The following is a 15,273-nucleotide window of genomic DNA, read 5'->3' as shown; positions in this document are numbered from 1 at the left end:
TTCTTCGTTGTATCGTTGCCGCTGTTCTCCCATATGGACACACCTCCGTTAGCCTTATTATCCTTCTGTCCGTTAACGGGTGTCCACTTTTTATTCTAGTTCCAATTTCGACTCAAAGTATCGTGAAAAGCGCTCAAACGACGATCTCCAACAAACATTCCCTATCCAACTCTCCGTTGTTGAAGAAAAAATAACACAAAAAAACCGAAACCAACAGGCCAGCTCTCTGGCTGTGTGGTTTCGGTTTTCGCGTCCCAGTTCGCGTCCCAGTTCGCGTCCCAGTTCGCGTCCCAGTTCGCGTCCCAGTTCGCGTCCCAGTTCGCGTCCCAGTTCGCGTCCCAGTTCGCGTCCCAGCTCGCGTCCCAGTTCGCGTCCCAGCTCGCGTCCCAGCTCGCGTCCCAGGGGTGCCTGGTTTACGCAGCTGCTCCCGCTTATTTTACTACTGCTGTTACTTCCGTTGCCTTGGTGTTTACCGTTAATCCTACGTTTTACTCCTGATTCTTGCGTTACGTTCAAACTAGCTCGCCAGTGGCAAAGCTCCTTTGCTTACCTGAACCGTAATCGTTTCCGTACTGGTCACACCTGCGGCATTCATAAGCTCCGCACGGTACGTGTACGTTCCGTTGGCACGGCCGCTCAGGTCGGTTTTTGCCATTTGTGCAGAAGGCGTAGCGGCAGTCAACGATTGCGTGTCGATCAATACATCATTTTCATACAGACGATACTCGGTTGCATTGGTGCCCCACCAGAGGTTCATCGTTACGGTGTAGTCACCATCGCCATCCCAGTTGTTCTGAGACAGAACGGCTTTACCTGGAGCGGCATGCGCAATGTTAACGGTCAGCTCGTCACTGCGAGTAGCCCCTTTGGCGTTGATCAGCTCGGCAACATAGGTGTAGGTTCCGTTCCCCTTGCCGGTAATCGCTGTTTTCGCAAACTGTGCAGATGGGGAAGCTGCCGTTAATTTTTGCGTATCCACGAGCACGCCGTTCTCGTAAAGCTTGTACTCAGTGGCATTCTCGCCCCACCACAGATTCATGCTTACGGTGTAGGAGCCATCGGACAATCCGCTCGCATATCCGTTATCGGACGAAAGCACCGGTTTACCCGGCGCTCCCTCAGCTGGAGTGGAAGGCCCTTCGCCTCCACCTTGCTCTTCCGCAGCTGCAATATCATCGAGGCTTCTAGGCTTCAATTGATATACATCTTTGAAAATCGCTGCAATGCCCGTGATATCAAGCTTGTCACCAGCAGCATAAGGGAAGCTGGTCTCACTTACACCTGTTCGTGTATCCACACGGACATGCGTGCTTGTGCCGTCCTCGGCTACCGCATCGAATTCAAATGAACCGGCAGGCGTGGCGCTGATGATGTTCTGAACCGTCACGTTTTTCAATTGAACAAGCTGCCCCTGATTGGCATCGTTGATCATGGTAACGAGAGCCGGAGCCGGGACAGGAGCAGTTCCGGTTTTCTCAATCGCAACCACATCCGTTAACTCAAATTCACTGTTATAGACTGTTGTTGGTGCAGTCACTTTCACTTTGTCGCCCACATTGAAGCCGCTGGTGTTCTGGAACACATAGATTCCTGCGGTGTCATCCTGAAGATAGAAGGCTTGTCCGCCAAATAAACCCGGCTTGCTTGTGACCACACCTTCCACCGTTACGGTTGTGCCTACTGCTTTAGTACGTGCTTCAGCAACCGTAATCGCTGCAGGAATCGGTCCTTCTTCCTCTGGCAGCGGCTCTGCAGGCACGTTGGCAATGCTCACAGCATTTGTGATCAGGTTGCTGCCATTTAGGCGCAGACGCAGGCTGGCATTGCCGTTTGTACCCGGCTTGATACGTACATTCAGATCCTTGATTCCGCGTCCGTTGCTATCCGATGTTACGCTGAATGCCGCGCTGTATCCATATGAACTAGGCCATGTCCCATTTTCATTCTGGATCAGGGCTACCTGGGTTCCGCCAGTCAGATAGATTCCGGCGCTATAACCGGAAACCGTTGTATTAGGGGCCATATTTTCAACAACGACACGAATCTGGAAGTCTTCTGCGTTAGGCAGCGTATCCTGCTTCACGAAGCTGTATGCCGCGTTGGCACTCGATGCAGGACCACCATAAGAGCCTGGCTTGAACGTGGAGCGGTCATACCATTTGTATCCGGCAGCAGGTGCAGCCCAAGGTTCGGCTTGCGGCTCGGTGGAAACGGCAGGCTCCTCGAATGGCAGCAGTGCTGTCGCTGTATCCAATGTAAGGCCGCTTACTTCGGACAGTTTAGTGTAGTTTTCTTGTGTAGCGAGCCAGTTTACCGTATTGACGAGCAGCACAGCATCATCGACCTCTTTGAAACCGTCATACGTCGTTTTACGTGTGCCTGTCTCTTCGCGCAAATATTTCGGGGATGCATCTTCCACCGGGGAGGAATCTCCAATGAAGGCTGCTTTACCTGCACCCAGCTTGGATACAGCCACATAAGGGCCTTCTTCAATGCCGCCGCCATTGTATACGCCTTGGTCTACAGCGTTATTCCATTTGGCATTGGTTTTTGGCAGGTAGACGATGCCCTTCGCTTTCTCAGGGTCTGTGATTGCCAGTGTGGAGCCTGCATGCATGGCTACAGCAGAGACACCTTCGGTGATGCCAAAGGCTTGATCCGCTGGCACAATAATGTTGGCATTGATGTCACCAAGAGCGTTATAACGGAAACGAACACCGAAGTTATCGGACAGCCAATCCGAGCTGGTGATATTTTGCATCGCTTCGGAGCTGCGTTCTTCAGCGCTCATACCTTTGGCCGGGTCCTCGTATGCCCCGCGGCGGTATCCGTTGATAACCTCGGAGCCATCCCAGCGATTTTTGTTACGGTCGGCATTGTAGTGATCTCCAATAAAGAAGATGCTGCCGCCGGATTCCACATATTGTTTCAAAGCGGCCTGTTCGGACGTTTTGAACGGAATTTGAGGTTCGGCAATAACGAATACGTTATAATCTTTCAGATCATCATAGGTAAAAGGTGTCGTTTTGCGCAGTTCCTTTACATAATAACCGTCATTCGCCAAAGCGTTCCCGAAATCGGAGAAGCCGCCATCGATAACCCAATCTGCTGCGCCGGCTGTCTGCCCGTGCGAGTTGTCGAACAGAACCTTTTTGCCGGCATTTTCATTCACGACCTTGGCTTGAATGAATGGAGCCGGATCTGTCGGTCCTTCCGCATGAACCGCAGCATCTCCGTTCCATAATCCGACCTGAAGCGGCAAAGCCATAGACAATGCCAGGAGTGATTTTAACCAGACTCCCCGCAAACGTGTCAATTTACCCAACCAAATCCCTCCCATATAGTAGCTGATTCATAAGTTCGTCCATATTCTACCACATGAAAATCTGACATAGTCATAACAAAATGTAAAATTTATAATTAACTTTGTAAAATTAGGTATTTGGTCTTGGGAATAGGCAATTAGGATTATTGAGTGCTGGGGGCTGTATGAGGATGGTGAAAATAAAAGAAAAAGCCATCTCTACGAGATGACTTTGGCACGAATGCGATTGACGGCATGAAAGACGGACGATTTGATCATGCCCTCACTGCGATTGACGATCTCCGCGGTTTCTTTGATCGAATATCCGTGGATCAGGCGCAGCTCCAAAATTTTGCGATGCTCGGTGTTGTTAATATGGGAGACAATCTCGTCGACCCCTTCGTTAATTTCCATCTGATGAGTATCCACATGATATGTAGGGGTTTCAAGCCGGCTGTCACGCCGCAAGGTGCGGGTACGTCTGCGAAAGCTGTCCATAGCCAGGTTACGTGCAATGCGTTTGAGATAATACAGAATTCGATCGTCAGGCACAGGTGAAGTCACGTTCATCAGGCGAATAAAGCATTCCTGTGTCAAGTCCTCTGCGTCCTGTGGTTGTTTCAGGATTTGAGATAGATACCTGGTGATTTCTGATTTATAGTTGATATAAGCATCATTGATCTGTGAGTGGTTCATAAGATGTGAATCCCCCTTGGACATGGATCAAGCCTTGATTCCGGTCGGTTTGATGTTCGTTAATGCCAGTATAGCGGGAGGTTGTTTCCAAAAGGTTCAGAGTTGTATCGGAGTTGTAACATTTCTTGATTTCCTCTGTTCAAGCAGACACCTTGGGATACAAAATATAGGCAGATGAAATTCATAGAGCAGGGAGATTACGAATGTATTATGAGACCAAAAGAGATATTAATTATCGAGGATGAAGAATCCATTCGCGATATTTTGTCCTATTCACTCCGTAAGGAAGGCTTCGAGATCAAGGAGGCGGCTTCGGGCAGGGAAGGGTTGAATCTGCTGCGGGAGTTCAAGCCCGATCTGATTCTGCTGGATTTGATGCTGCCGGACATGAGCGGATTTGATGTGTGCAGACAGCTGTCTGTGAATTCCAAAATTCCCGTCATCATGATTACGGCGAAGTCGGATATGCTGGACAAGGTGCTTGGCATGGAGCTGGGTGCTGACGATTATATTACCAAGCCTTTTGACATCCGCGAGGTGGTTGCGCGCATACGTGCGATTTTCCGCCGGATCGACCTGATCAGTGAAACGCTGGAGAATCAGTCCTATGAGGTGGTCAGATTGGGCAAGCATATCGAAATACGCAAGGATGAGCGCGAGGTATGGAAGGATGGCGAACGGGCAGGACTCACCAACAAGGAGTATGATCTGCTGCTTTTCCTGGTGAACCACCATCGCAAGGTACATACACGTTCAGAGCTGCTGGACAAGGTGTGGGGATTTGATTTTGCAGGGGATACCCGGACAGTGGACATCCACGTGCAGCGCATTCGCAAAAAGCTGGATAGCGGCGACCAGGGCATATCGATGATAGAAACGGTGTTTGGCGTAGGCTACAAGCTGAATATCCAGGTGCAGACATGAAATGGACGATCCAGTTCAAAATGGTCGTGCTGTTCTCGGTGATCGTGTTTATTGGATTCTCGGCACTGCTGATTCTGTCTAACAAGGTCGCTCAGGAGAATATGTACCGTGAAGTGCGTGAGGATATGGTGCAGTCCAAAAAAAATCTGGATATTGCCCTGAATCAATATTTTCTTATCCATAACAAACGCATCAGCAAAGGCTCGCTGGAGGCTGGCAGCCGGGAGCTGGAGGAGCAGATCGGCTCGGCGGTTGGCGGTGAAATCACGCTCTATCGTCCCGATGCTTCAAAGTACGGCTCCAGCACGAGTGAAAGCAAGCTGGCGAAGCAGACGGCTTTACCTGATCTCAGAGAAGCCATGCAATCCCGGATTGCATATACAACGATGGTGGATCAAGGGCGAGTCATGGCGAGCCTGTCGTTTCCGATTCAGAGTGACCAGCAGCTGGTGGGCATTGTGCAGCTTGAGAAGGACTATACCGACCTGTATCGGCGCAATTTGCGTTTTCAGGATACGATCAAGCTGTTCGCGGCGGCTATATTTGTGTTTGTTTTTATTGCCTCGATCTTTATTTCCCGGAAAATTACACAGCCGATCCGCGTGCTCACGAAACGTTCTGCGGAAGTGGCCCAAGGCAGTCTGAATGCCGATATTCAGATCGCCACGAAGGACGAGATCGGGGAGCTGGCTGCGAGCTTTACGGTCATGATTGACCGGGTAAGGGAGCAGATTGATGTCATTGAGCGAGAGCGGGACGAAGTGAAGCAAGTCCAGGCACGCAGCAAGGTTTTTTTTGACAATGTGACGCATGAATTAAAAACACCACTGACGACCATTCTGGGCTATGCACAGATTTTGCGGGATAACGGCTTTACGGACAGGGACTTTTTCGACAAAGGCATGAATTATATCATTAAGGAAACCCGCCGTCTCAACACGATGGTTGCGGATATTCTGGAGGTTTCGGTATCCTCGGCAGTCATTGAGAACTATCGATTCGCGCGGGTCGATGTCTCCGAGATTATTCGGGAGGCGTGTGAGGACATGTCGATCAAGGCAGGCAAGTACAATATCGGCATCCATTATGAGCTTGAGGAAGAGCTGTATGTGCAGGGGGACCGGGACAAGCTGAAGGAGGTCTTCCTGAACGTGCTGGATAACTCGGTCAAGTACAGTGATGTGAATTCGATCATTGAGGTGCAGTCCAGCCGTGAACAGGAGTCCATCGCAATTATGATCCGGGATCAGGGAGAGGGAATCAGTGCGGAAGCGCTGAATTATGTATTTGAACCCTTTTACCAAGAGAAGGGCGTTAATCGAATAGAGAAGGGCAGTGCAGGTCTGGGACTGTCGATTGTGAAAAACATTGTAGAGCGTCATGGAGGAACTATAGATATGAAAAGTATCATGCGCGAAGGAACTCAAGTCCATATCCGTCTGCCGGGGGAAAGGAATACATGAAACGTATCGGCTTTTGGCGTCAACATCGTGACAAGCTGATGCTTTCGGGGCTGCTTATCGCCTTTGTTGGCGGGATATTCGGAATAGGCAGTCTGTTCAGCATCGGTCAGCTTAAACCGCGCACCGTGATTTTACCTGACAAGCAATTCAACAGTCAGCTGGCTCCGCCAGCAAGCAGCACAATCCAGATCGAGTCGGCGACTAAAATTCCGAATGACTTTGCCATCTATGATTTTGATATCAGGGACCGGAATTCGATTGTCGTCAACAGCCCGGAGCGCTCATATTCGGGACTTCGATTACTACTGCTGCATCTGAATGATAATCAGGTGAAGGATATCGCGGGCAATACCGATTATGGCGTTGTATTCAACGCCGATCGAACGAAGCTGATGTATTCACAGTATCGTTCAGGACAGGCTCAGCCGACAACCTTTGTGTACGACATGACGAGTGGCGAGCGCGCCAAGCTGGGCAAGGAGAACTCGTTCTATCGGCGGTTTGTTGGCAATGATATATCCCTCAGCCACGATGAACGAGGGTTCGTTCAAACCGATCTGAAAACCGGCAAGGAGCAGCTTCTCTTCACGGACAAAGAAATGCTGAAAAAGGTGGGTGTTGACACACCTGAGGGAAAATCAGGTTATACTTACATTGTCATTGATACTTTTGAAATTAGTCAGAATCTGAAACAGGCTTATGTGCTGGTCATGCATGAAAATGATTATGCCGTGTACCGTGTTTCATTGGAGAAGAACCCGGAAGTGTCACTATATGTGCGAGCCAAGGGGATTCAGCAATATAAGGTGCTAAAGAGTGGAGATATGGTCTTTCTGGGAGAAGTGGATAACGTTCAGGGACTGTACCGTTATCAAGCGAAAGAAAACAAGCTGATATTGCTGGCCGAGGGAGCATTCTGGAATTTTGATCTGAGTGCAGATGAATCGCGAATTGCTTACGTGAATACGACGGAGAACCAGAAGAACGAGCTGCATATCGCCTTTCTGAATGATCAAAGCCTGACGTCCGATACGGTGTTATACCGAAATATTGATAACTTTATCAGACTGAAGTGGTTTGAGGAAGAGCTGTTTTTTGTAAGCAGCTCCACCAAAAAGAGCGAGTTGTATCGTTTTAGCTTCAGAGCATGGTAGGGGTGGCTCCAGGATCACTGCTGCATGGAAGCTACGGATCAGTGGATCATACAAGCTACAAGCTATTCGAATAAAATAGAGGCCCTGCAGTCAAGCGTTATACGTTTGGCTGCAGGGCTTTTTGTGCGGACTTGTTACAAGTTGGATACAACTTCGTCCAGCCATGTTACATCTGCACACTATAATGAAGAGAATGTTACATGGATATACATAATCAGGAAAATAGAAAGGAAGACAAGCACGAATGCTTCATGTTGAACATGTATCCCATGCCTTCCGCAATGCACAAGGGGTGGTTCCTGTGCTGCAAGATATCAACCTGACAATTCAGGAAGGTCAGATGGTTGCCTTGCTGGGCAGCTCGGGTTCGGGTAAATCGACGCTGTTAAATCTGATGGCAGGCTTAATGAAGCCAACCGAAGGGAAAATCTGGATTGCGGGTCAGGATATCGTACGTTTCAGCGAGAATCGTCTAGCCGAGTTTCGGCGCAGTCATATTGGGTTTATTTTTCAATCCTACGAGTTGTTATCCAATCTGACGATTCGTGAAAATGTTGAGCTGCCTTTGGTGTTTATGGGGGTCAGACCGTCCAAACGTAAAGAAAAGGCGCTGCGTCTGCTGGAGCAAGTTGGACTGGGCGAGAAGGCGGGGCTGTTTCCTTCCCAGCTGTCTGGCGGCCAGCAGCAGCGGGTCAGCATCGCACGCTCGCTCATCACCGAGCCTTCGGTGATCTTCGCGGATGAACCGACAGGCAATCTGGATACAGAAACAGAGGAAGAGATTATCGCTATTTTGCAGCAGCTGAACCGGGAGATGAAGACCACGTTTGTCATCGTGACCCACGAAGCGGAGGTTGCGGAGCAGATGCAGGTTGTGTTGACCCTGCAGCAGGGAAAACTGGTGGAGCAGCAGGCTCAGAGCGTATAAGACAGAGCAGAAGGAGAGGAACAGTGAAAATACGGGATGTCGTGCGCATGGCCTGGGGACAGATCATTCGCCGTAAAATGGTTACATTGCTGTGTATGATCGGTCTGTCGATCGGATCAGCAGCGATGATTATTGCACTTAGTGTGGGGCAGTCGGTTCAGACATACAGCGAAAACACGCTGAACGCAAACTATAAAATGGATGAAATTACGATCAGCCCAAATGAGGGAATCAAAACGGGAAACGGCAGCGGAGGCGGTCAGACCAAGTTTGAGCGCGGCGCGCTAACGATGGAGAAAATCCGGATTATTCAGCGCCTTCCACATGTCGTTGCTGTTGCTCCCATGCTGAAGCTGGATATGCTCGATATGGTGCTTCCCGATGGTCGCAGTACCTATGTGGAGGTCATTGGAACCGAGATGCAGACGTTAAATGGGTTTGGATACCGTTATGCGCAAGGAAATGGAGCAGGGAATGGACGGATTGCTGTAGTGAACTACGGAGCGACTTACGGATTTATTGATCAAAAGGTGACCCAGAAGCTATTTGATCAGCTGAACGCCGATCCCTATAACAATGATCTCCTGCAGCAATACAACGAGATGATGGGCAAGCAGGATCAGCTGATGCAGCAGCGTGTCGTATTCCGTTATCAGGATTTCTCCAATGCAAGCAAGACCAAAATGAGCGGATCGATCCGTGTATCGGGTGAGCTGATAAAGCCTTCAGCTATGGATGATATGAGCGCGCAAGGCGACAAGAAGGTGTACATACCGCTGGATACGGCGCGTGCTTTACAGGATGAGCTGGGATTGCAGCAGGTTGACAGCTCTGCACTTCAACGTCTCAATTCAGCGCTGGTCAAGGTGGATAACAAAAGTCATGTAGCGCAGGTGGAAGAGCAGATTCAAAAGCTGACACTAAACACGCAAAGCAATCTGTTTCAGGAAGAAGCGATGGCTGGTCAGCTGGCAATGTATCAGAAAGCAGCGGTAGGCATTGGCGGTTTTATTATGGTGCTGGCCTCGTTGTCCATCATTGTAGCCATGATTATGTCTACTCATCAGCGCCGCAAGCAGATCGGTGTCATGAAGGTATTGGGTGCCAATCTGTGGCAGATACGCCAGATGTTCATTACGGAGGCTGCCATGCTGGGGCTGATGGGCGGTGTAGCGGGTGTAGGTATTGCATATGCAGCTCTGGACGGAGTGAACCGCCTGCTTGCCAGTCAGATGGCTGATCAGACGGGTGGGCCGATGACGGTAATTATTCAGCAGTCGGCGCTGCCGCTCGGGATTGTGTTTGCAGTACTTGTGGGTGTGGTGTCTGGGATCTATCCGGCGATCAGTGCATCTCGAACCAACGCGCTGAGCGTCATTAAATCCATGTGACGTCAAGGGACGAGTAGAGTCTAGCGGTTTATTTTTAAGAGTCAAACTTATCAGTGAAAGGGAATATAGAGCATGAAGAAATGGATCGGCATCATCATTACGATTGTACTTATGGCGGGTGCAGGATACTGGGCGTATGAGAAGTACAAACCCCAGCCTGAGGCTCCCATGGAGGTTCCACCTCCCATTACATTTGATGTGACGCAGGAGACGATGACACAAACGATACTGGTCAAGGGCAAATCGGTGTATACCGAGCAGGCGGATGTATTCGCTCCGTATGCTTCGAGCATCAAACAGTGGCATGTCAAGAACGGTGATCAGGTGAAAAAAGGGGATATTCTGTTCACGCTGGATACGTCTGCATTGCAGACCGAATTGGATCAGATGCAGAGTGATCTGGACAAAGCAAAGCTGGATGTAGAGATGAATCAGATCAGCATTGATCAGGCTGGCATGACCGAAACGCTTGGTGTGACGGAGGAGGAACGTAAGAAGGCTTTTGCAGATCGGGAAAGCAAACGTCTGGCCAACGAGCTGAGTCAGAAGGCACTGGTGCTCAAGGAGAAGGAAATCCGCAAGAAGCAGGACGTGATGAGCAAAGCAGTGGTATACGCAGCAAGCTCCGGGGTCTTTCAGATGAATGAGGGAGACAGCAAAACCAGAGCCGTTACGGAAGGGCAGCTCATAGGTACGATTACGAATACAGGTAAAATGAAATTTCTAACCATTGTTGGTGAAGAAGAGATGTTCAGGCTCAAGGTGGGAATGCCCGTGCAGGTACGGATGAGTGCTCAGAAGGATCTGAAATTTACGGGAACGGTGAGCAAGGTATCGAAGTTCGCCCGCAAAAGCTCGGATACCGATCTGAAGCAGGCTTCGCAGTTTGATGTTGTTATTGATCTGAAGCCGGATGCCCGGATGTATGGCGGTGTCAGTCTGGAAGGAGATATTGAAACGATGCGCAAGGACAAGGTAACGGCAATATCCAGCCTGGCCATTATGCGTGATCAGCCCGAGCCTTATGTGTTAATGGATAAAGGGAATGGACAGACCGAGCAAGTGAACGTGAAGACAGGGATGGAGTCAGGTGACAAGACAGAGATTGTAAGCGGCTTGAAGCCGGGCGATGTCGTGGTTATTCCGTAGAATGAGGCGCATGGTATATGAGAGGACGGCATGAAGGTGTAAGAGTGGATGATGTGAAATCTATCTATCGAAATTTTCCTTGTACGATATAAGGTTCATTGCGGTTTGCAGCCGTAATGGGCCTTTTTTCTGTTATGACAGGTTATGTCAAAATCCTGCTTCGAATGTGGAAAAAAATATAATTAATTTTATATAATTCAATTTACAGGTAATATTTACATGTCGTATAATCACACTATAAAGGAGGTGAGCAGGTAGTCGAACCACCGTGAGGTGACTTTTAACAAAGTAATATTGGTAAGCGCTTACGGTAACATCGAAAGTAACAGTGACACAAGTCATCGCTTCACAGTTTTGGACCCTTCACTCCTTACTCCTTAGAATTTGAATCAGCTACACCCACACCCACCATGTTGTACTCTAATGGCTTTGCACTCTCATGTTTTGACCCCCACACACTCACAAAGCAATTGTACTGGATACCCTTGACGGATTGTTTATTTTGGCTTCTGCATTTTATTTTTATTTTTTCATATGGAGGTGAACGAGACACACATAGGTTTGAAGCTCTTTGTGCCATGCATCCTGCTTACACACAGAGGAACAGCGGACACGAGTCCAATTCAATCTTATATAAGGGAAAGGTGGAACTATGAAGACAACATTGAAGACAAAATCGAAAGGCAAGAAGTTGCTGCGTAAAGGTGTAAAACAAATGATGGCGGCTGCCTTGCTGGCAGCGGGAATCTTTCCAGGCATGTCTCCAGGCGTGACGCAGGCAGCTGAAGCACATGTGAATAATCCTTTTGTTGGCGCAACGGCTTACCTTAATGAGGATTACTCTGCGCTTGTGGATACCTCCATTGCTCTCACCAGTGATGCCAAGCTGAAAGCACAGATGGAGACGGTAAAATCCTATCCAACAGCGGTATGGATTGACCGGATTGCTGCCATCTATGGCGGGGCCGAGAACGCTGGCCGCAAGAGCGTGGAGGAGCATCTTGATGCTGTGCTAGCCCAGAAGAAGCCGGGCGTACCGATTACGGCGTCCTTCGTTATTTACAATTTGCCAGGCCGGGATTGTCACGCCCTCGCCTCGAACGGGGAGCTTCCTTTAACACAGGCTGCTTTGCAGACGTACAAAACGGATTATATTGACGTAATTGCTGATATTTTTGCCGATCCGAAATATCAGGACATCCGGATCATCGCCATTATTGAACCGGATAGTCTGCCGAACCTGGTAACCAACCTCAGCACACCAGCTTGTGGTCAAGCCGCTTCAACAGGAATATATGAGGCTGGAATAAAGTATGCGCTGGACAAGCTGCATGCCATTCCGAATGTATACAACTATCTCGATATCGGTCACTCCGGCTGGCTCGGATGGGATAACAACCGCACAGGTGCGGTTGCGCTGTATACCGATGTGGTAGGCGGAACGCTGGGTGGATTGAGCAGTGCAGATGGATTCATTACGAATACGGCCAATACAACACCGTTGTCCGAGCCGAACCTGTCCAACCCGGATCTGAATATTGGTGGACAACCAATCCGATCGGCCAAGTTCTATGAATGGAATCCTTACTTTGACGAAACCGATTTTACAGCTAAGTTGTATGCTGATTTTGTACAGGCAGGATGGCCTGCAAGCACCGGTTTCCTCATTGATACCAGCCGCAACGGATGGGGCGGGGTGAATCGTCCTTCCACAGCTACGGGCAACAATATCAATGATTATGTGAACTCCGGTCGTGTCGATCGCCGGGAGCACCGGGGCAACTGGTGTAACGCTAGTGGAGCCGGTATCGGTGAAGCACCGAAGGCAGCTCCGGGACCTGCACATCTGGACGCCTATGTATGGGTAAAACCACCGGGTGAATCCGATGGCTCCAGCTCCGAAATTCCGAACAATGAAGGTAAAGGCTTCGACCGGATGTGTGATCCAACGTATACAACGAAGGATGGCGTGCTCACAGGTGCACTGCCTAACGCACCGGTATCCGGTCACTGGTTCCATGATCAATTTGTACAGCTGGTGAAAAACTCCTTCCCTGTCCTGCCTGAGAGCAGCGGAGGCAATCCTCCAGGTGGAAACACAGCACCAGCAGCGCCTGCTTCTGTAACAGCTGCTGCCGGTAATGCTCAAGTAACCTTGTCATGGGCAGCTTCATCAGGTGCGACAAGTTATACTGTGAAGCGTGCGCTGAGTGCCAGCGGGCCATTTGTGACGGTTGCAGCCAATGTTAGTGGAACAACTTACACCAATACGGGTCTGATCAACGGAACAACGTATTATTATGTTGTGACAGCCAGCAATGCAGCAGGTGAAAGTGTGAATTCGTCAGCTGTTATGGCAACACCAGCAGCAGGTGCAACGGCTCCGGCGGCACCAACGGCATTAACGGCAACACCTGGCAATGCACAGGTTAGTCTGTCGTGGACAGCTTCGGCGGGTGCAACCAGCTATAATGTGAAACGTGCACTAAGCGCAGCAGGTCCGTTTGTTAATGTTGCCTCGAACGTGACTGCAACATCATATATCGATACTTCCCTGACGAATGGTACAACCTATTATTATGTGGTGAGTGCGGTGAACGCAGTTGGACAAAGCGCCAATTCGGCGGCTGTGTCTGCAACACCGGCAGGCGTCGTTGCTCCGACAAGTGATCTGGTATTGCAATACCGTGCAGGAGATAGCAATGCAACGGACAACCAGATCAAACCTTTCTTCAACATCAAAAACCTGGGCAGCACCGCAGTTAATCTCAGTGACCTGAAAATTCGTTATTATTTCTCCAAAGAAGGCACAGCGGCACTTGATTCTGCGATTGACTGGGCCGTTGTTGGCGGGGCCAACATCGTTCGTACCTTTGGAGACGGATATGTGGAGCTGAGCTTTACTTCCGGCGCGGGCAGCATTCCTGCTGGCGGACAGTCCGGCGACATCCAGCTTCGCATCTACAAAACAGACTGGTCCAACTTTGACGAGAGCAATGATTATTCCTATGATCCTACCAAAACATCCTATCAGGATTGGAACAAAGTTACGCTCTATCAAGGTGGCAGCCTTGTATGGGGCATTGAGCCTTAAAAACGGGCTGTAAGATGATGTAATGGGCAGTGATGCGATGCGATGTTAGATGAGGTGAGTATGTGTTGGGATGTGTTGTGTGCGCGGCACAATGCGTCCAATGAATGCGCCGAGTGCGTCATTCAATACTCCTAATGCATTGCGCAGGGGGAGAACGGAGTGCCGAGCATGTCTCGGCAGATGAGTCAGTTGTTCGCTTTTGTTCGCTTGAGTCTATTAACTTGCGTCTATTAAGGTAATTTGGCTGAGCAGAGCTGTGTTCTGGTCGTGATATGACCGGAGGGCAGCTCTGTTTGTTGTGTAACGATTCCAAGAAACCTTATTTGGCGGAAATAAGGTGCGTTTGAATTCTAACGAATCGTAGTAACGCTATTGTTATGGATTCTACCCAATTTGCTCATTTTTCGCTAGTTTGCAGTGAAATAAGGTTACTGAGAATCGTTAGAATTCGGTGAGGGCTAAAAACGGTCCAATAGAGCTTCTGTGATTCGTTAGAATTGTTGCCACCAAGCAGCGCCAAGCTTCCCAACCAGACCAAACGAATTCAAAAACGCCAACTGTGCCATATAAGCCACACCATTATGCACAGCAACTCCCCCTTAACCGGAATCACTCTTCGGAGTATTACGCACACTCTGTAGCATCTTATACATTTTGCTGTAGCTCGTACATTTCTCAGGATGTCACACATCTTCCCAGAATCTCGCACATTTCGAAGGATATCTCACATCTCGCAGGATCTCTAATATTTCGCAGGATCTCTAATATTTCGCAGTACCACGTACAACTCGAAGTATCTCGCGTATTTCCCAGTATTCTCATGTACTTCGCCATAGCTCGCAGTATCCTCAGACGCTGAGCAGCACCTCACAGCACTGAGTAATTCCGAGCAACGCTTCGTAATGCGAAAATATATATTCTAGGCGAAGTAAAGTACGAGATACACTGAATATTGACCGTTTTGGACGGATATTTGCCTATGGTCAGACTGTGATGATGTCTATAATAGTACCCGATGGGCGGTACTCTACTCCAAAGCATAGAGCTCGGAAGGGGGACGGGCGCAACCGTCAGACAGGCAATTTTAGATGTCTCATAAAAGTCTCAGGCAGGAGTCAGATAAGCATAAAGCAGGGAATTAGATAGTCATTAGATAGGCGAACAGACAGC

General features: G+C 49.3%; 9 protein-coding genes. 7 read left to right on the top strand and 2 right to left on the bottom strand.

All coding sequences use genetic code 11. The annotated features are described in order from the left end of the window. Window positions 1-517 precede the first annotated feature (517 nt). Both IEW26_RS29520 and IEW26_RS29515 read right to left on the bottom strand, forming a co-directional pair. Complete coding sequence (locus IEW26_RS29520; protein WP_373288610.1) at window positions 518-3,325, bottom strand: DUF5689 domain-containing protein; 2,808 nt, start codon at window positions 3,323-3,325, stop codon at window positions 518-520. A 198-nt stretch (window positions 3,326-3,523) separates the two neighbouring features. Then, entirely contained in the window at window positions 3,524-4,000 is a 477-nt protein-coding gene (locus IEW26_RS29515; protein WP_188594947.1) for an RNA polymerase sigma factor, read from the bottom strand. Window positions 4,001-4,210: 210 nt separating this feature from the next. On the opposite strand from IEW26_RS29515, the gene IEW26_RS29510 reads away from it, so the two are divergent. From IEW26_RS29510 to IEW26_RS29480, 7 genes are all read left to right on the top strand, one after another. After that, window positions 4,211-4,924 carry a response regulator transcription factor gene (locus IEW26_RS29510; protein ID WP_110898261.1) on the top strand — a complete coding sequence of 238 codons (714 nt, stop codon included), beginning with the start codon at window positions 4,211-4,213 and terminating at the stop codon, window positions 4,922-4,924. Continuing rightward, complete coding sequence (locus IEW26_RS29505; RefSeq protein ID WP_188594946.1) at window positions 4,921-6,387, top strand: sensor histidine kinase; 1,467 nt, start codon at window positions 4,921-4,923, stop codon at window positions 6,385-6,387. The genes IEW26_RS29510 and IEW26_RS29505 overlap by 4 nt, the downstream gene beginning before the upstream one ends. Continuing rightward, entirely contained in the window at window positions 6,384-7,541 is a 1,158-nt protein-coding gene (locus tag IEW26_RS29500; RefSeq protein WP_111270594.1) for a hypothetical protein, read from the top strand. The genes IEW26_RS29505 and IEW26_RS29500 overlap by 4 nt, the downstream gene beginning before the upstream one ends. Window positions 7,542-7,785: 244 nt before the next feature. Then, window positions 7,786-8,469: an ABC transporter ATP-binding protein gene (locus IEW26_RS29495; RefSeq protein WP_145403616.1), complete on the top strand. Its 684-nt coding sequence runs from the start codon at window positions 7,786-7,788 to the stop codon at window positions 8,467-8,469. Between the two features lie 23 nt (window positions 8,470-8,492). Continuing rightward, window positions 8,493-9,860: an ABC transporter permease gene (locus tag IEW26_RS29490; RefSeq protein ID WP_188594945.1), complete on the top strand. Its 1,368-nt coding sequence runs from the start codon at window positions 8,493-8,495 to the stop codon at window positions 9,858-9,860. Window positions 9,861-9,932: 72 nt separating this feature from the next. Next, window positions 9,933-11,009: an efflux RND transporter periplasmic adaptor subunit gene (locus IEW26_RS29485; protein ID WP_145403614.1), complete on the top strand. Its 1,077-nt coding sequence runs from the start codon at window positions 9,933-9,935 to the stop codon at window positions 11,007-11,009. A gap of 652 nt (window positions 11,010-11,661) precedes the next feature. Beyond that, window positions 11,662-14,103: a glycoside hydrolase family 6 protein gene (locus tag IEW26_RS29480; RefSeq protein WP_188594944.1), complete on the top strand. Its 2,442-nt coding sequence runs from the start codon at window positions 11,662-11,664 to the stop codon at window positions 14,101-14,103. Window positions 14,104-15,273: the final 1,170 nt, after the last annotated feature.

This window comes from Paenibacillus silvae (assembly GCF_014639235.1).
Lineage (GTDB): Bacteria > Bacillota > Bacilli > Paenibacillales > Paenibacillaceae > Paenibacillus > Paenibacillus silvae.
Note: the sequence above shows the minus strand (reverse complement) of the source record. Positions and strands in the feature narration are given on the sequence as shown.